22 protein-coding genes and 1 pseudogene are annotated in these 18,380 nt (G+C 42.2%); all 23 read right to left on the bottom strand.

What is annotated here, in order from left to right:
• Positions 1-210: pseudogene (locus tag L634_RS0109990) on the bottom strand (IS5/IS1182 family transposase); the annotation flags it as partial.
• Between the two features lie 144 nt (positions 211-354).
• Positions 355-954, bottom strand: coding sequence for an adenylyl-sulfate kinase (gene cysC, locus L634_RS0109985; protein WP_026582327.1), 600 nt, complete (start codon positions 952-954; stop codon positions 355-357).
• A gap of 12 nt (positions 955-966) precedes the next feature.
• Positions 967-2,112, bottom strand: coding sequence for a sulfate adenylyltransferase (gene sat, locus L634_RS0109980; RefSeq protein WP_026582326.1), 1,146 nt, complete (start codon positions 2,110-2,112; stop codon positions 967-969).
• A 26-nt stretch (positions 2,113-2,138) separates the two neighbouring features.
• Positions 2,139-3,203, bottom strand: a complete 1,065-nt coding sequence (locus L634_RS0109975; protein ID WP_026582325.1) for an inorganic phosphate transporter — start codon at positions 3,201-3,203, stop codon at positions 2,139-2,141.
• A 15-nt stretch (positions 3,204-3,218) separates the two neighbouring features.
• Complete coding sequence (locus L634_RS0109970; protein ID WP_026582324.1) at positions 3,219-3,935, bottom strand: phosphoadenylyl-sulfate reductase; 717 nt, start codon at positions 3,933-3,935, stop codon at positions 3,219-3,221.
• Between the two features lie 107 nt (positions 3,936-4,042).
• Positions 4,043-4,222: a YezD family protein gene (locus tag L634_RS30940; protein WP_034262426.1), complete on the bottom strand. Its 180-nt coding sequence runs from the start codon at positions 4,220-4,222 to the stop codon at positions 4,043-4,045.
• A 337-nt stretch (positions 4,223-4,559) separates the two neighbouring features.
• Positions 4,560-5,624, bottom strand: a complete 1,065-nt coding sequence (locus L634_RS0109955) for a M14 family zinc carboxypeptidase (protein WP_026582323.1) — start codon at positions 5,622-5,624, stop codon at positions 4,560-4,562.
• Positions 5,625-6,194: 570 nt separating this feature from the next.
• On the bottom strand, positions 6,195-7,181 hold the full coding sequence (locus L634_RS0109950; protein ID WP_026582322.1) for a Gfo/Idh/MocA family protein: 987 nt from the start codon (positions 7,179-7,181) through the stop codon (positions 6,195-6,197).
• Positions 7,182-7,449: 268 nt separating this feature from the next.
• Positions 7,450-7,581, bottom strand: coding sequence for a hypothetical protein (locus tag L634_RS34635; protein ID WP_269521521.1), 132 nt, complete (start codon positions 7,579-7,581; stop codon positions 7,450-7,452).
• Between the two features lie 74 nt (positions 7,582-7,655).
• Complete coding sequence (locus tag L634_RS0109945) at positions 7,656-8,297, bottom strand: HoxN/HupN/NixA family nickel/cobalt transporter (RefSeq protein ID WP_026582321.1); 642 nt, start codon at positions 8,295-8,297, stop codon at positions 7,656-7,658.
• A 158-nt stretch (positions 8,298-8,455) separates the two neighbouring features.
• Positions 8,456-9,730, bottom strand: a complete 1,275-nt coding sequence (gene larA / locus L634_RS0109935) for a nickel-dependent lactate racemase (RefSeq protein ID WP_198029746.1) — start codon at positions 9,728-9,730, stop codon at positions 8,456-8,458.
• A 24-nt stretch (positions 9,731-9,754) separates the two neighbouring features.
• Entirely contained in the window at positions 9,755-10,585 is an 831-nt protein-coding gene (locus L634_RS0109930; protein WP_026582319.1) for an ABC transporter ATP-binding protein, read from the bottom strand.
• Positions 10,586-10,794: 209 nt separating this feature from the next.
• Entirely contained in the window at positions 10,795-10,968 is a 174-nt protein-coding gene (locus tag L634_RS33360) for a hypothetical protein (RefSeq protein ID WP_157452384.1), read from the bottom strand.
• Between the two features lie 185 nt (positions 10,969-11,153).
• The gene (locus L634_RS0109920; protein WP_026582318.1) at positions 11,154-11,345 is read right to left on the bottom strand and encodes an IDEAL domain-containing protein; all 192 of its coding nucleotides are present in this window, start codon (positions 11,343-11,345) and stop codon (positions 11,154-11,156) included.
• Positions 11,346-11,552: 207 nt separating this feature from the next.
• The gene (gene mdh, locus L634_RS0109915) at positions 11,553-12,509 is read right to left on the bottom strand and encodes a malate dehydrogenase (protein WP_026582317.1); all 957 of its coding nucleotides are present in this window, start codon (positions 12,507-12,509) and stop codon (positions 11,553-11,555) included.
• A 41-nt stretch (positions 12,510-12,550) separates the two neighbouring features.
• Positions 12,551-12,937: a BMC domain-containing protein gene (locus L634_RS0109910; RefSeq protein WP_026582316.1), complete on the bottom strand. Its 387-nt coding sequence runs from the start codon at positions 12,935-12,937 to the stop codon at positions 12,551-12,553.
• 1 nt (position 12,938) lies between these two features.
• Positions 12,939-13,220, bottom strand: coding sequence for a EutN/CcmL family microcompartment protein (locus tag L634_RS0109905; RefSeq protein ID WP_026582315.1), 282 nt, complete (start codon positions 13,218-13,220; stop codon positions 12,939-12,941).
• Complete coding sequence (locus L634_RS0109900; protein WP_026582314.1) at positions 13,202-13,876, bottom strand: hypothetical protein; 675 nt, start codon at positions 13,874-13,876, stop codon at positions 13,202-13,204. The genes L634_RS0109905 and L634_RS0109900 overlap by 19 nt, the downstream gene beginning before the upstream one ends.
• Complete coding sequence (gene pduL, locus L634_RS0109895; protein ID WP_026582313.1) at positions 13,873-14,526, bottom strand: phosphate propanoyltransferase; 654 nt, start codon at positions 14,524-14,526, stop codon at positions 13,873-13,875. The genes L634_RS0109900 and pduL overlap by 4 nt, the downstream gene beginning before the upstream one ends.
• 30 nt (positions 14,527-14,556) lie before the next feature.
• Positions 14,557-14,850: a BMC domain-containing protein gene (locus L634_RS0109890; RefSeq protein ID WP_026582312.1), complete on the bottom strand. Its 294-nt coding sequence runs from the start codon at positions 14,848-14,850 to the stop codon at positions 14,557-14,559.
• A gap of 16 nt (positions 14,851-14,866) precedes the next feature.
• Positions 14,867-16,396, bottom strand: coding sequence for an acetaldehyde dehydrogenase (acetylating) (locus L634_RS30935; RefSeq protein WP_051428302.1), 1,530 nt, complete (start codon positions 16,394-16,396; stop codon positions 14,867-14,869).
• A 282-nt stretch (positions 16,397-16,678) separates the two neighbouring features.
• Positions 16,679-17,332, bottom strand: a complete 654-nt coding sequence (gene eutL, locus L634_RS0109880) for an ethanolamine utilization microcompartment protein EutL (protein ID WP_026582311.1) — start codon at positions 17,330-17,332, stop codon at positions 16,679-16,681.
• A gap of 12 nt (positions 17,333-17,344) precedes the next feature.
• Positions 17,345-18,370, bottom strand: a complete 1,026-nt coding sequence (eutC, locus tag L634_RS0109875) for an ethanolamine ammonia-lyase subunit EutC (protein WP_026582310.1) — start codon at positions 18,368-18,370, stop codon at positions 17,345-17,347.
• Positions 18,371-18,380 lie beyond the last annotated feature (10 nt).

The raw sequence follows: 18,380 nt of genomic DNA, 5'->3' as shown, positions 1-18,380 counted from the left end.
GTACAAATAGCCAATAAACATCATTTTGAATAGAAGTAGAGGATCCGTTGGTCGACCGTTGTCCTCACTATAATATGGGCGAACCTTATCTAAAATGGTTGAAAAATCTATGTACTGATCTATTTTTCGCAGAAGGTGGTCCGAAGGAACAAGTTCATCAATAGACACAAATTCAATTTCATTTTGCGAAGATTCTTTGGGTTTAAACATGTAAATTCACCACAATCTATAGGATTTAATGGGTTAATTATAACATATTAACGCGGTGAATAATTAAAGTTAACTATTAAAATAAAGGCTGTCGATAGTTTCTCGACAGCCTGAGCCTCTTTGAAGAAGAGACTCCTTGATTTTTTATATAATATTCTTCTCACGCAAGTAGTCCAAAATTTGCTGTACTGCTTCCTCAACTGAATATTGGTCAGATCGGACTGTAATTTCAGGTTTTTCAGGAGATTCGTAAGGTGAATCAATTCCAGTAAAATCCTTTATTTCTCCTCGGCGCGCTTTCACATATAACTGCTTTGGATCACGCCTTTCGCATTCTTCCAGCGGGCAGTCAATGAATACCTCAACAAACTCCCCTTCTTCAAAAAGTGCACGTACGCTGTCCCGATCGGATCGGAATGGAGAGATGAAAGCTGTTGTGACAATTTTGCCGCTATCCACAAACAGCTTAGCAACTTCCCCTATACGGCGGATATTTTCATTCCGGTCCGCTTCTGAAAAGCCAAGGTCTTTATTTAAACCATGGCGGACATTATCGCCATCCAGGACATATTCATTAATGCCCTGGCGAAAGAGCTCGTGGGAAACAGCATTTGCAATGGTGGATTTTCCTGAACCGGACAGGCCCGTAAACCATAGTACAACACTGCCATGCCCGTTCTGTGCCCGTCTTTCTTCTTTTGTTATTGTTGCATCATGCCAAGTTATGTTTGTTGCCTTTGTCATTTTACTGCCCCCTCAAACAGTTTCTTTTTCTCTCATGCCTTCAATTAATACTTCAACAACCTCTTTTCGGCTAAAAGTAGATGGCGGAAGCTCCCCGTTTCGGAGCATTTCCCTTACTTTTGTGCCTGAAAGAATCACGCGGTCCTCTTTGCTGTGAGGGCAAGTTTTATCAGACGCCATGCCTTCGCACTTGATGCAATAGAAGCTATGTTCAAAGAATAATGGCTTAATGCCAAGCTCTTCTTCTGTAAAATGACTGAAAATATGCTGTGCATCATAAGTACCATAATAATTGCCCACACCTGCATGGTCTCTTCCGACAATAAAGTGTGTGCAGCCGAAGTTTTTGCGTGCTATCGCATGAAATATTGCTTCACGCGGTCCCGCGTATCTCATTGCGGCTGGATAAACAGCGAGCTGTGTACGGTCTTTTGGATAGTAATTTTCCAAGAGGACCCGGTAGCTCTTAAGACGGACATCAGCAGGGATATCATCAGATTTTGTTTCACCGACAAGCGGGTTAAGGAAAAGTCCATCTACGGTTTCAAGAGCAGCTTTTTGGATGTATTCGTGTGCACGGTGGACAGGGTTTCTTGTTTGGAAGCCGACAACTGTTTTCCACCCTTTTTCTTCAAACAGTGCTCTTGTCTGTTTTGGCTCAAACCATACATCTTCCGCTACGCCTTTTCCTGGTTTTTTGATTAGCGTTACATCCCCAGCAACATAAACCGGCCCGCGTTCAAAAAGTCTCTTTACGCCAGGGTGTGCCAGCTCTTCCGTCTTGTAGACTTCACGTGCTTCTTTGCTTAAATCTGGTTCATACCATTCGGATACAGTGATTACACCGTATACAATACCTTCGTTTACAAGCTTAAATTTCTCTCCAGATGTTAACTCATCTGCTTTTTCCTGCGAAACAGGAAGTGTAACTGGAATAGACCAAACTGTTCCGTCTGCCAATCTCATATTTTCAACAACAGATTCATAGTCTGCTTTGCCCAGGAAACCTGTAAGAGGGCTGAATAACCCTACGCCAATCAGCTCAAGATCACTTAGCGCAATGGCATCAATTAAAATTTCTTTTTCAATTCCAGTTAAATCGTAATTTGGGTCAAATGCTTCAATTAGTTTTCCTCCATGAGGTTTCGGTAAAGCCATTTTTCATCAACCTTTCTTTTCGTAATTTACTTTTTTTCAGTCAGGGGCCTTGCACTTGATGATGTCTGGTTCATTAAGAATTTCACCCCGAAAACGGATACCAGCACACCGAGCATCGCAATGACCGGATACACATTTTGTTCAATGACCAGCTGGATGAAGGTATAGGATAGGACCATTGATAAAACTGGCGAAACCACCCATACGACTAAAAGCTGGACGACGATGTCCTTTTTAAGGACTGAGCGGCCTTGTTTCGCAAACCCGATGCCGATAATAGATGAGGTGGTGATTTGTGTAAGCGGGACCGGAATGCCAAAGATGGATGCCGCCATAACTATTCCGGCACCTGTTCCGGAAATGACACAGCCCTCTTCGAGCCGGATGCTGGTAATCTTTTTACCATTCGTTTCGAGAACCTTCTTTCCGAGAATAATGGCTCCCAGTGCAACAAATAAACCACCCCAGAATATTCCGCTGCCTGTGGCCATAATTCCTGCACCGACCAATGGTCCGACTGCATTTGCTACATTATTCATGCCGGCAGAAAATGCTTCAAACATCCCCATAAAAATGACAAGTGAAGATAAAAGGGGGATTGCCTTTTTCTTCTTAATCAGGTTCTGAATGAAGGTTTTCTTCAGTAATGCCGCTGCCAAAATGGCAATGATAAAAGCGACAACAGGAGTTAAGAGCCAAAACATGACAATCCAGGCCAGCTTTCCCGCAAAGACTGATTGATAGACAATCCCCGCACCGACGACAGAACCAACTGTCACTTCACTTGTTGACAGCGGAATGCCGAACACATTAGCCAAAAACAGTGAAAGGGCTGCAGACGCAATCACAATCAGGGCTATTGCCACTGTAAATGTTTCCTGCGGGACGATGCCGCTTCCCATCGTCTTAACGACTTCCCCTCCACCCAGCCACGCCCCGAAGAAAACGGCCAATCCACATAGGATGAGAGCAATCAAGCGATTTTTAATGACACCTGACCCATAAGCAATACCCATGGAAGCTGCTGCTCCGCTTGCTCCGATATTCATGGCGAAAAATAATCCAGCTGTGACCGCTATGACCGAAAGCATGGTATCACCCTTTTCTTAGCTTGTATGAAGGCCGCATTCTGTTTTCCCTGTACCTGACCATCGTCCTGCACGGGAATCACCATTTACATCAACAGCCTGCGTACATGGAAAGCAGCCGATGCTGGGGTATCCATGGTCATGAAGCGTGTTATAAGGAAGGTCTTTCTCCCTGATATAGGCCCAAACTTCATCCCATGTCCAGTGAATCAGCGGACAGATTTTGATATTTCTGAACTTTTCATCCCGATTGATGAATTCAGTATTTGCCCTAGTTGGCGATTGTTCCCGGCGCAGCCCTGAAATCCAAGCCTGTTTTGGCGTCAGAGCTTCTCTCAATGGGATAACCTTGCGGATCTGACAGCATTGGTTCGGCTCCCTCTTCCAAAGAGCTGAACCATATTCAGCAGCCTGCTGGTCAAGAGTTAGTGCCGGTTCTTTTCGTTCTATTTTCAGCTTGGGAAATCGAGCTTCAATTTTGTCAATGACTTCGTAGGTTTCAGGGAAATGAAGTCCAGTGTCCAAAAAGACAATATGGGCATCGGGCTTGATTTCCTGAATTAAGTCGATTAAAACAATGGCTTCTGCTCCAAAGCTGGATGCATAGACAATTTTGTCTTCGGAATAATTTTTATAGGCCCATTCCAAAACGTCTCGGGCACCTTTTAATTTATCATCGAATGGGAATGCATCGGAAATCTGTTTCCAATTCTCAAATGTTACCGCAGTATTCATCTTGCAGTACTCCTTTCACCTATTAAAAATCCTGCCGTCTCTTTAACCAAAAAAGGCCGCCTTTTCACCTGAAAGCACTGCAGGTCAAAAGGCCGCCTCTAGTTTGTCTAGTCAGCGCGCTTATTCGGTTGAAGACGAACCTTTTCGTTCTTCTCAAGTTGTATCACTTTGCCATCCTGGACGACCAATGTGATCGATCCGTATTTAATGCTTTCTAGCATCTGTTTCAAGTGAGCAGATAGCTCTTCCCAGTCAGCCTGTTTCAGTGAGGCTCGCCTCCTTTTCATGGTCTAGGAAAATACTTAATTTTTATTGCTAATTTTATGATGTTGAGATTAATCCTACCATACCTATAGGAATTGTCAACAAGTTATTGGAAGAAAATTTAAAAAATCTGATAAATGGGCTTTTCCTCACTAAAAAGGGGGAAAAATTTAAGGAAATATGGCTGGTTTTCTTAGGGAATTATGAAAGCCATTTAAGAAGAAGTTAATTTGGAAGGTGTTTAGTTTAGATGATTGTCAATCTATCATGTCTGGAAAAGTTATTTGCAGATTTTCCGTTTTATTTGCAAATTGCATTAAATATAAAAAATCCCCGATCGAAATCGGGGATTCAATGTTCTTATTCGTCAGCCTCTTCACCTGTTCTATTTTTTTGTTCAGGCAATGTATCCCAGAAGCTTGTGTCAGCCGTTTCAATAGAACCATCCGCAATGGCTCTAACTGCGGCATCAAGAGTAGTGATTGTTTGCTTGATTAAGTAGCCGTTGCTCTTTTGTCCCAAAGCATATGGCTCATAGTAGTGGTCAGACATACCGCGCATCTCGAATAAAAGAGTGGAAATGTCATAGCGGACTGCAGCACCGTTACGGCCGATGTTTTCACCAGTACCGCCGACATATTTTCCAATATGGCCCCAGCCTGTATGATGCAAAGCATTAAAAACGACAGAACCTAGCTTCTTGGATCCTTCCAAAACCTCTGGATCAACATTCGGATTTGTTGGGTAAAGAATCGACCCAGAAACAAGCTTACCTTCTGTTTCACTTAACGTTCCCTGGTGATGAAGGTCGATCATGTAATCGATATTATATTTCGCAAACACGTTTTCATGAAGTGCACGTGCTTCAGGCTCCATTTCGCTTGTCTCTTTATCGTGTTCACGATTCAAATCAACATAGTTTGCATTATAACGTGTTAAATGGCGGTCACCATCTGCAAGATAATCATCAAGCGAGAAGTTCACATCTCCCATTGCTCCGTCTGCATTAAGCATTGGAATGACAAGAATATTGACGTTATCAAGCACTCCGCTTGTTTTGCCAGTGCCCAAATGCTTGATAAACTCCAAAGCACCCTCTGTTGTCAGCTGCTCGTTTCCGTGCTGCTGAGTCAGAAAAAGAATGGTAGGGTTCTCAGGGTTTGATATGTATTTTGCCATGTAAATATCACGGCCTTTTACCGTTTGGCCGATCACTTCAAGCTCCATCGCTTCCTGCTTGGCATCTTGAGTTTTTAAATAGTCTACTAAACTATCATATGTATGCAGAATTGAAGTCTGGATTGAGCCATTTCCTGTGCTTGGCCCATTTCCAACTGCACCAGCAGGCATTCCTACAGCGGTAACGGCACCTAAAGCCATTAAACCAGACAAAGAAACAGATAAAACCTTTTTCTTTAATGTCATAAATTTATTCTCCTCCATATCTATTCTTTTTCGTACACTATTAATTTTAGAAAACAAATTTGCTAGTGTTAATAGAGTAAGGTGCCTATTATTTTGACAAATTTCGTAAGGCGAAATAAGTAAAATCGGAGGAGTTTAAATATTCAAAATTTGGTCATTCTTGTGTAAAATTAATCCAATATCCCTAATTTGGTTAATTTTTTTACAAATAATCCCATTTGACAGAGGGTAAAAAGAACTAAAAAGACCGAACAAATGAATGTTCGGTCTTTTCTTTAGGCTGTTTTCGTAAAGTTGGTTGCTTTTAACTGCAAACTTAATTTAACCTACCGAGTTGATTGTAGCGGAGGGTACTTGATCCTTGAAAATGCTACCGCATTTCCTTCGTGCGGTGCCAGGTCAGGGAAGTTTATTCAATGTCCTGCGGGAAGTGAGGTAAGTGGGAGACCCCGCAGGCGAAGCCGAGGAGGCTCTCATTCCTCCCCGCGGGAAAGCTTGAGTGCCCGTAGCGGAAATCAAAGGGCAGAATTTATAAGTAAAAACAACAATTTATGAGAAAAGAGCCTTTCTTTATTTTTGGTCTGCTGGATAGATTACCCCAATCTGTTTGCGGGCCTCCTCTATAATTTCCATCGTAATCATGGAGTTGGAAAATGAGTTTATGTCTGATTCCGTTTTGCCTGCCTTAATCAGTTCAATAAATTCTTTTGCCTCATAATACATGCTGTCGCTTAATTGCTTTTGAGTGAGATCTTCCTGTTCGCCGCTTCGGTAATGCAATTCAACCTTTTCAGGCGTATGTATTTTATCAATAACAATGTTTCCGTCTTCTCCCTGTATTTCAGCAGGCAGACTTGAATTGGCTATTTTACTGTATATAACCACCGCGTCCATATCAGGATATGTTAGCACAATGCTGCCTTCCCCATCTACACCGGACTCCAGTCTGTACCCAGTTGCCTTTATCTCTGCAGGCTTTCCAAATAGAGTGACAAGCGGATAGACACAGTAGATTCCAATATCCATTAGGGAACCATTTGAAAGCTCAGGTTTAAACGCGTTTAACACTGTGCCCTGCCGATAAGCGTCATAGCGGGAAGAGTATTGGCAATAGCTTGCAAAGTACCTGCGCACCTGGCCAATTTTATGCAGATTCTCCTTAACCGCTTTAAAGTTTGGCAGGAAAGTCGACTTCAGAGCCTCCATCAGCAGGACATGGTTTTCCTTTGCTGCATCAATCATTTTTCGAAGTTCCTTTGTATTAGAGGCAATCGGCTTCTCACATAAAACATGAACCTTGTTATTCATAAAAATGATTGCCTGCTCTGCATGGAGGGAATTCGGACTTGCGATATAGACAGCGTCAATTTCTCCGCTTTTTGCCATGGTCTCTAAATCCGTAAAAATTTTATCAGCTCCATATTTGCCCGCAAATTCTTTTGCCCTTTCTTCTGTACGCGAATACACAGCCGTTAGCCGGAAGTCCTCAAGCTGGGCTGCCGCTTTTAAAAATGCTTCTGTAATCCAATTTGTGCCTACTACGCCGAAACGAACCAATTTTATTTCCTCCAATTTTTTTTGAGATTATGTATTTTATCATTTTTAAGCAAATTAAATCAAAAAGCAAGAAATAAAAATGGAAGACTGATACTTTCCAGACTTCCATTAAAAAGTTTTTATTTCGTTTGTCCAATATTTGCCGATTAAACGCTGGATGCGATGGGAATATGTTATCTCTGCTGTGAATCCAATACTTTCAGACGTAATGGATGATATCCTTCCAAATTTTTAAAAATAACAGTAATAGAGCTTCGATTGGGGTAGTTTACATTATATAGTATAATGAATGGACGACAAGAGAAGGAACTGGATTTGCATTGCCCACGCGTCCTCTGGTGCCCTGGCCAAAAGTAACGCGCTGTGTACCGTCTGTAAATGCAATCAAATCTCTACCCATATCTGATAATATTCCCCAGGTGTTTTTTTGTTATATTTCCTGCATCTTTCCTGTTTGTTCCCCAAATCTATGTTCTATAGCCAGTATGTAAACAAGCCTTCTGTAAATCCCAGGTTATACATATAATAGACACCAAAACAAAAGCTTATTAAACCTGTTATTTTGATGATTTTCTCGTTGATTCCATTTCTTTTCTTTGACATTATAACCGGAATGCTCAATAACACAGAAAAAAATAACATGCCGAAAACCGTTCCTAAACCGAAAGCAAGGATATATATTGCACCTTGCCAGATATTCTTTGAAATTGACATGGTAAGGATCACCAATCCAGCACTGCCCGCCAGTCCATGGACAAAGCCGATGAAAACTGACTTTTTATTGCTGCTTCCTGCGTTTTGTCCCCTCTCCTTTTCACCATGTCTTCTTAATATAGTAGCTAAACCTAAATAAACCAGCATAATCCCAACAAAAAATTCAAGGGTTAAGGCAACTGATTCTGAAAGATTTTGTTTCATTACGATAAGAAAAATTCCAAATAAAAATAAAGTTGCCGTGTGGCCAATTCCCCAGTATATCCCCGCAAGAGTCGATTTCCATATGTTTTTAGACCTTACCGCAATGGTAGAAACCGCAACAATGTGATCAGGCTCAAAGGCATGTTTGATACCAAGTAAAAAACCTGCAAAAAGTACGAATAAAAAGCTATCCATCATTTAATGTCCTCGATTCATATTTTTCATAAATTTTTTGTTATCCAAATGTGGGAATTTCAAAAGAAAGAACTTCTGGCTTTTGTAGTCAATATCCCCTATTTTAAACATGGAAATTAAGATCAATTTGTCTCCTGGCCATCGGAAGTGATCATTTACATTCAGATTTTATCTATATCTCTTATATATGGGATGATTAATGGCCCTAGGGGCATAACAGCAATTCTTAAATCACTCCCGTGTTTTCGCTGCAGTTCTTCCACTGTCTTTTCTATGGAGCTGGCGGGTATGAACATGGCATTTTTAACTTCTTCATTTGTTAGACTTGAGTAAACATATACGTCAGCCCATACCTGAATGATTGCCTGTTTTTGTACTTGCCATTGATCAAAAATAGAAAAAGCGGGATCTTCAATCATATCTAAAATTTCTTGAGGTGTTGCTTTCATTTTTAGTATTTCTGCATAATTACCATGATTCGGCAGACCGTCACTGCATTCAGATGCGCAGATAATGGCTCCGCCTTTTTTTACAATTTTTTGAGCAGCACTCATCCCTTTTACTGCCTGATATAAATTCTGGTCCAATGGATAACCGCTGTTGCTGGTAATAACAATGTCGAATGGCTCATCACAAGCAACCATCGAATGTTCCCTGACATATTCGCAGCCAGCCCTGTGCGCCAAAATGACATCGCCTGCAAAATAGTTTGTAATCACCTTCTCACCGTTTAGTGTTACATTTAGCATAAAATCCGGCTTTGCCATACGAGCGGCCTCTGTTGCTTCGCCCTGTACCGGGTTGCCTTCAATTTTTCCCCATGTACTGTCTTTATCTCCAATCATTCTGGCATTGTGAAAATGCATAATCGTTTCAATTCCAGCTATCCCGGGCATAATTCCCTTTGGTCCGCCGCTGAATCCTGCAAAAAAATGAGGTTCAATAAAACCTGTAACGATTTTAATGTCACTTTCACAATACTCTTTATTAAGGAAAACCTCACCGCCATATGATGTTTTTCCCAAGTAGGACTGTGTTGATTGGTCAAATGCATTATTATTAATGACCCGGACATGATTCACAATATCTTCTCCAAGCATTTGAATTAGCTCTTCCCTCGTATTATCACGGTGGCTGCCTGTCCCATTAATAATTACAAATTGTTCTGCCGGAACATGATTTAATTCCTCCATGATCCAAGGCACTAGTTTGTGGTTGGGAGTGGGCCTTGTCATATCGCTGATTACTATAGAAACTGTATCCGTTTCTTTCACCATTTCTTTCAAAGGCTTTGTTCCAATTGGATTCCTCATTGCTTCAAATGCTTTTTTCTTTTCGTTCTCCAGCCCATGTATATGGACAGGTTCAATAACTGCTGCATGATCGGGAAGATTGACAAGAAGTCCTTCTTTCCCATATGACAATTTTATTTCCAAGATATTTGTCCCTCCGTTTTTTGTTTACTTGCCTGCGCTAATTGATAATTGTGACAATCTGACACGTATCCAGGGGCGGCCATCTTCCCAAACCAAAGATAGGGGGACACGGAATGTTTCTTCCAGTCTTTGTTCTGTAAGAATTGCTTTTTTCTCTCCTTGGGCAACTACTTTGCCGGAATTCAGGAGCATTACATGAGATATGGATGGGACAATCTCCTCAATATGATGGGTCACATATAAGATGGTAGGACCTCCTGGCTGGGCCATCAGCTTTTCAATTGAGGACAGCAATTCTTCCTTCGAAAAAATGTCGAGCCCATTACAAGGTTCGTCCAATATCAGGAGCCGCGGTGAAGACATTAGTGCTCTCGCAATCATCGCCTTTCTTTTCTCACCCTGAGAAAGGGATGTAAGTGTTTGGTTTTCCACATGGCTGATGCCCAATTGCTTCATTAATGCTTTTGCTTGATCCAAATCATTTTGGGTAATATCTTCGTACAGACCAATAGATGCAAATTTACCGCTTAAAACAATCTCCAGTGTCGTATCAGCAGGCCGAAATTGAAATTTATCATCAAGTGAAGTGCTTACCCATCCTATTGACCTTCTAAGTTCAGGTATATTGGTTTTACCGAATAAATTGCCTAATACAGTAACTTGACCTTCATTAGGCCACTGATATCCAGTAATCAAATTAAGAATGGTCGTTTTTCCCGATCCATTTAATCCCAGAAGTGCCCAATGCTCTCCTTTTTGCACCTCCCAGGAAACTTTATCCAGAATTTTCTTTCCATTCCTTTTCCAGCTGATATTATTCAGGGAGATGACACAGCTGCTTTCTGTATGACACATCGTGACCCTCCTTCTTATCCATCTTCGTTGTGTACTATATTTTTTAAACTTTTAACCTAAGAGAGCTAAAACACTATTAGTTGATTTCCATAATGCATTAAGGAAATCCTGTGTCTCAGCTCATTATTTTTTAGATTTTATGTAATTTTCTGACTTGAATTATTGATAAGACTTAAGAACCTATGACATTACAGCGAAAACTTTTTCGGTTATTCTGATAGATTCTCTTCCTTTGCTGATACGTCTTCAGGCTCCTCATATCTGGAATTAATGGCTTCGCAGTGATGTTGCAATAACCCTATTTTTTCTCCAACCACAACTAATAAAGATGACTGCTCGATGACTCCTGAAATCCGTTTTATTAAATTCCATCTTATCAGCACAGATTTTACTTTTTGATTGGTATTAACCTAGCGCAATTGCTGTTACTTGTACTACACCTCTAAAACATAAGGACAAAATCTTTTGTTGAGGTAAAATCACAGGATAATTCTCCTGACCGCAAACATCAAAAGGCAGCCCCTCTTCAGAACAGGCTGCCTTTCTTACACTTTAATTTGTCGGGAAACTACGAAATCTTTTTAAGTTCATTTGTCAGACGGATAAATTCATCCTTGTTTCGGTTCGTAAGAGCTTCATCAATTTTCTCGCGAAGCTTCTCTTTGCGATATTCCTTAAGAGCTTGATTTAGGACTTGTTCTGCTAACTGTGACACATTTTCCTCAGACTGTTGCGGCGAGTTTAGTAGACGTTTTTCCATTTGAAATCAACCCCTTGACCTTTTTTCTATTTTAACACAAATATTCAGATAATTCAAATTGATATTTACTTGAATTTTGTTAGCAGCTGCTAAGCTTGTTAATTACAATGTACCCGGGGAGCTTACTGTTTAAACAAAATGGGCTTATTTTACAAAAAAGCTGACTCATGAAGAAAAAATTTTTTCCTCACAAGTCAGCTTTTTCGATTAGTTATTCATTTTGGCTGTTTCCAATATGCCCATTACATTTTTGACTGATTTGACTGATTGATCAAGTGCTGCTTTTTCCTCGGCTGTCAATGGAATTTCAATGACACTTTCAATCCCGTTCCCGCCAAGGATTGTGGGAACACCAAGATAAATATGGCTATACCCGTACTCTCCCTCCAGGTAGGCAATCGAAGGCAAAATTCGTTTTTTATCTTTAATAATAGCTTCTGCCATTTCCACCATTGATGCAGCTGGTGCATAATAAGCGCTTCCCTGGCCAAGCAGATTAACGATCTCTCCTCCGCCCTTTCTTGTTCTTTCCACAATCGCTTCAATTCGGTCGGCGGGAAGAATTTTTTCAAGCGGAATTCCGCCTGCATAAGAGTAACGTACCAGCGGCACCATGTCATCACCATGGCCGCCAAGGACAAATCCTGAGATGTCTTCAATGGAAACGCCCAATTCCTGAGCAACAAAGGTATTAAAACGGGCCGTGTCCAGTACACCAGATTGGCCAATAACTCTGTTTTTCGGAAAGTCTGTGGTTTTGTAGCAAACATAGGTCATTGCATCAACAGGGTTACTTAAAACAATGATATAGCTATCAGGTGCATATTTTTTTATATTCTCCGAAACTTCTATTATAATCTTTTCATTCACAGCAACCAGATCATCGCGGCTCATTCCCGGTTTTCTCGGCATTCCTGCTGTTATTAAAACCAAGTCGGCATCCCGGATGTCTTCGTAGTTTGAGGTACCTGTAATATTAGCATTAAAGCGCTGGACAGGACTTGCTTCAAGCATATCAAGAGCTTTTCCTTTTGTCGGGTTTGTTTGTGAGGGAATATCCACAAGGATAACGTCTCCCAATTCTTTTTGTGCCAGCATCAGTGCGGCTGTAGCACCCGTAAAGCCTGATCCGATTACGGCTATCTTTCTTCTTTTAAAGCTCATCATTGCTCCTCCGTTTCACAAATCATAATGGAGTAGTAAAATTATTTATTCTCTGTATTTTCCTGCTCTGCAGCTGGCTCCTGCGGCTTATTTTTACTTGTTTTTTTTGCTGCAGGTACGGCTGGAGCAGCTGCCTGTTTTGTTTCCTTTGCTCTGCGGTCATCTAATAGAGCCTTCTTAATATCTTCATCAGGGTGGGGAATGACATGTGCAGAAACAAGTTCCCCTACTCTGGCAGCTGCTTCCTTTCCAGCATCAACAGCTGCCTGGACAGCACTTACATCTCCCTGGACCAACACTGTTACCAGTGCTGCATCCACTTTTTCCTGCTTCACCAGCGTAACATCTGCTGCTTTAAGCATGGCATCAGCTGCTTCAATGGACCCAATCAGCCCTCTTGTTTCAATCATGCCTAGTGCTCTTGCCAAACTATTTCACCTCTCTGTTTTCGACATCAATAGAATCGATAATTCCAATTATCAATGCATCAATCGGTAATCTTGCATCTCCGGACATATTTGCTGCCGCACTTCCGCGCGTTACGAGAACTTGGTCTCCGACTCCTGCTCCAATACGGTCAACCGCAATAAAGGGTGCTTCTGGAGATGCTCCGTTCGGTGATTCAGGCTGGACAATTAAAAATTTCAGGCCTGTTAAATCATCCTCTTTTCTGGTTGCCCACACATTGCCGATTACTGTTCCCATTTGCATGATTTTTCAGCCCCTTTTGTCTCCAATACCGTGATGCTTTTCCCCAGCTCCCGTGCGGCATCACGAGCCAAAGGGGTAATGATCGTCTGTTTACCGACGATGATTTCATTCATTGCGCTATCTTGGACATCTCTTTGTGTAATCAACTTTTTTGTTTCAGTCGCATTAGAATTCTTACACTCCAGCTTTGCAAAGGTTTCCAAACGATCAATCTGAACCCCGAATTTCAGCAATTTCTCTTGATATTCAAGTAATTGAGAACGATATTCCTGATTGGTTTTCTTTTCTCCAATAAGGATTTTGTAAAGATTGTTTTTGGGAATTAATGTTACGGGCACATATTCCAGGATACACGAAGCGAGCAGCTCACTTTCGGGTGTATCGCAAATGCCGAGCGCTCCCTTTACAAATAAGTCCTGGGAAGCATCAAGAAAAATCACTTTCATTGCCTTATGCAATTCTGCATCCTCGGTAAAGCTGTAAGATATAAGGTTCCATTCAGCCTCTAACAGACTTAAAAGCTCTGGTTCCATCTTTTCTAAATCTCCAACAACCAGAAGATTATGTTTAGTTTTTGGATTTGAAGCCGGATGGGCCGCCATAAGATTTTTCACAACTTCTTCTACAATTTTTTCGATCATATTTCGGTTAATCATAGGTTTCCCTCTTGCTTAACCAGTCTGCCAGCTGTTTTTTCGGTAATAAAACCGGCATTGGCTTCATCGGTATCCACATGCATTTCAAGTTTATAGCGGGGGGAGATTCTAATTAACACATTTCCCAGTGTTACTGGACGCTCGCCCTCTACCTCTACCTTGACATATTCTCCATTTTTAACCCCAAAGATTTCGCCATCTTCGGGCGACATATGAATATGCGCCTGCGCGATAATTAGACCTTCTTTTTTATAAAGGCTGCCCATAGGCCCAATAAGGGTAATAGGGGCAGAACCCTCTATATTTCCAGACTCGCGTAAAGGCGGTTTCACGCCCAGCTTGACTGAATCGGTTTGGCTGACCTCTACCTGGGTCATATTGCGTGCAGGACCAAGAATGCGCACTTTTTCAATGCTTCCTCTTGGTCCTGCAATGATTATGGTTTCGTTAGCAGCAAATTGGCCAGGCTGGGATAAATCAGCTTTTTTGGTAAGTTCATAGCCTGGCCCAAATAGGACTTCCAAATCTCCTTGACTTAAATGACAATGCCGGGCAGAGACAGCCATTGGGATTGCATGCTTTTTGTTCGAGGAATCCTTTAAACGGGAAACCACTTCCTCTACAATCGTTTGAATGGCTTGCTCATTCATGATTCATGCTCCTAACCTAGTAATCTGTTATTATAGTTCAACATCAATTTTTGGAAGAATGCTTTCCAATTCGTTGTGCGGGCGCGGAATAACGTGTACAGATTTAAGCTCTCCAACACGCTGTGCAGCAGCAGCACCAGCGTCAGTTGCTGCTTTAACAGCTCCCACGTCACCGCGGACAAGAACTGTTACAATTCCTCCACCTACATGCACCTTTCCAACTAAATGAACATTTGCAGCCTTTACCATTGCGTCTGCAGCCTCCACGGAAGCAACCAATCCTTTTGTTTCAATCATTCCTAATGCAGTTAATTCTCTAGCCATTTTTATTTCCTCCTAATTAGTTAGTTTGATATTTTTTGATCACTTGATTGACCAATTCGGCAATCATTTTTGTGTCAACTTCGCCCTTTGGCGATACTTGCTGCAGAACCTGATTCACAATATGATCAACATCCTTGTTTTCGGCATTTTCTTTTCCTGCTGCAAAAGAAGATGCCGACGGCCTCGGTATGGATACTTCTTTGATTCCATAAGCCATTCTTTTAATGTTGATTAAGTGGCGGACGGTCACATTGTCCGAAGTGATATTGCCGCCAAAAGAGCCGCATCCCAGAGTCAGTGAAGGCAGCAAGGCTGTTGTCGCTCCAACAGCCCCAATCGAAGAAAGAGTGTTAACCATCATTCTCGAAACAGGCATTTCCAGGGCAAATTCCTTGGCAACTGAGTCATCATTCGTATGAAGAGACAAGCTATGGCCTCTTCCTCCCAAGTTAAGGAGCTTTAGGCAAATCTCTTTTGCCTCCTGATAGCTTTCCGCTGTATAAAGGGCAAAGATTGGCGATAATTTTTCAATGGAAAAGGGTACATCTTTTCCAACCTTTGTTTCTTCAGCAATTAAAACCCTTGTCTCTTCCGGGGCTCGAATACCAGCCATGTATGCTATCTTACGTGCACTTTGGCCTACAATTTCAGGATTCAATTTCCCCGGTGAGGGAGAAATTACTTTTTCTAATCGGTCCTTTTCTTCATTATTTAAAATATAGGCTCCATTATTCCGCAGTTCCCTCATTGTCATTTCCTTGATATTGCGATCGACAATAATAGATTGCTCTGTAGCACAAATCGTTCCATTGTCAAACGATTTACTGTCGATAATCATACTCACTGCCTTGGACACCTTCGCGGTTTTTTCAATATAGCAAGGGACATTTCCAGGCCCTACTCCATAAGCAGGCTTGCCGGAGCTGTAGGCAGCACGTACCAGCCCGCCTCCTCCTGTTGCTAGAATGAGATTGATATCCCTATGCTTCATTAATTCATTTGTTGCCCCCATTGATGGTTTCGAAATCCAGCCAATCAATCCATCAGGTGCACCTGCTTGAACAGCAGCTTCACTGCAAATTCTCAGGGCTTCAATCGTACATTTCACCGCACGCGGGTGTGGGCTCACAACAATGGCATTTCTCGTTTTTAATGCAATCAGTGCTTTGAAAATGGCCGTTGAAGTAGGATTTGTCGTTGGTATAATGCCTGCAATTACGCCGTATGGATAAGCGATTTCTGTTATTTTATTTACATGGTCTTCACGGATAATGCCTACAGTCTTTTCATCTTTAATGGATTCATAAACAGCCATGGAGCCGACTTCATTTTTTACTTTTTTGTGTTCTGCTATACCCATGCCTGTTTCCTCAACCGCCATTTGAGCAAGCTCAAGTGACTTGGCATATGCGGCAGCTGCAGCCTTTTGCACAATTTTATCAACTTGTTCCTGTGTAAAGTCCATATATTTCAACTGTGCTTCCTTAGCCCGCTTGACCGCATCGCGCATTTCCTGCATGGATTGGAGATCATGATCAAATTGCACGAGTCCACGCTCCTTTCAGATTATTTCTTTTTACAAAAGCTCTGATCATCTTTGAATTTCGCTGCAGGCATTCACTCTTCCCGGGCGGTCCCTCGCTTATCAAGTATCAAGTCTGCCATGGCATCCTTTTGATCCGCACTCCTGCAGGACTTTGAAAAAGCTCCCCCGAGTAACACCGCGCGAAGGAAATGCGAATGCATTTTCGAGATCTCGCCCCTTCCGTCCGAATATGCAAAGGGACCCAATATCAACAAAGTCTCTCAAAGTGCTTTTCCTCTAAATTTAATACTTAATGGGATTCTGCGTAATTTCCAATATGGCATCCCTGAATGCATCAGCTGCTGCCTGGCATGCTGACTGGGATCCTGTCAGCAGCCCTCCGCCAAAGTTGGTTTCCGATGGCGGTCCGAAAAACTTAACCAGTTCCACATCCGCTGCCTTTAAAGCTGCATCAAGCCCATAAACTGCTTCAAGCGGCGGTGCAATGAGATAGGCGATAGGTTCACCTATTTGAATGCCTGCCTCTTTTGAAAGGTAGGAGCCTGTCCGGGACACTACGTGTGCGTAAATGGCATGTGTTTTTTCTTGATCAAGCGCTTCAAAGTAGGCGTCTGATTCAGCTGTTTGAATCACAGCTTCCATTCCGCTTTTTACTTCATCAGGCGAAGGTCCGGCAATAATCCCAATCATTTCACCTGATAACGGGCCAGAAGCGTGTGCAGCTCCAGCATAAAAGGATCTTGCATAAACAACTTCTACATCCGCTCTTTTAGTAGCCTCATCAAGGGCGGTATAGCCAACGTCATCGACCGAGGAGGTGAATATGGCCAGACTTCGATGATAATGCTTTAGCTGAAACTGCTTTGCAAGGTCCTGGTCCACATTTGGAATGACCCGAACCGCCAGTATTTCAGCGTGAATACGTTCTAATCCCATACCTTATCCCTCCTAGCCTTCTTTTTTAACCAGCGAGACGCCACTCGCTTCATACTTTAGGATTTTTTGAATGACCGTTCCAAGATAGGCGCCTGCTTCTGCAGGAGGGATGCCGCCTTTATGGATGTTGGAAATCACCATCCGGTCTGCTTCAATGGTCCCTTTCCTAGGTTCATAGCATAGATAGGCACTTAAAGATTCTGCACTGACCAGTCCAGGGCGTTCGCCAATTAATAAAACCACTACCTTTGGCTTCAGCAGTTCACCCACTTCATCCATAACGGCCACTCTGCCTTTTTCGATATAAAAAGGAGTGCCCGTGTCAAGGCCCAGACTTTTAAGGGATTGCTGCAATGATAAGTAAACGTCCTCTGCATTTTCTTCAATAGCGCTTGAGCTTAGGCCATCAGATAAAATAACCTGAACGGTCGGTTCCTCGGAGCATTTATTACGTATCAGTTCTTTTGCTTCTTCCGATAGCTTTCTTCCATAATCGGGACGGCGGATATAGACCTCCTTGTCATTTACCATTGTGGTAACTTTAAAGAGACCGAGACGGTTCAGAAGTTCCTCGTTTACATCCCCATAAACAGCATCAACCGCAGCTGCATGATCAAAGCGGAATTTTAGCCAGGTGTCTGTCTTGGGCCGCAATCCGGCTCTGCCAACCCCAATTCGGGCAGGCGTTTTACTAATAAGATCCTGCAATTCAACAGGATTAGCTGGTTCAGCAATGCCGAATGATTTCTTGAATTCAGAAGTGAATTCAGTTCTTTCCTTGCCTCGTCGCGGCTCACTGGAATCTTTAATATCCTGGTATTTTGTAAGGGTTATCAGACCGCCTTCCTGCTGCTCTTCCTTTTCGATAACAGCAGGTGATGGCCTATATGTATGGTCCGTACTGGTGTTTGAGGTATGATCCCAAAATTTCACTGGTGATGATGTGTTATTCTGCCGGTTTTCTGCTGAAGTATCGCTTTGGGATTGCAGTTTCTCTACGACCAGGCGTGTTACTTTTTCAATCAGTTCAGGATTCATTTTTATCAAC

This window comes from Bacillus sp. J33, from assembly GCF_000518885.1.
Lineage (GTDB): Bacteria > Bacillota > Bacilli > Bacillales > Cytobacillaceae > Cytobacillus.
Note: the sequence above shows the minus strand (reverse complement) of the source record. Positions and strands in the feature narration are given on the sequence as shown.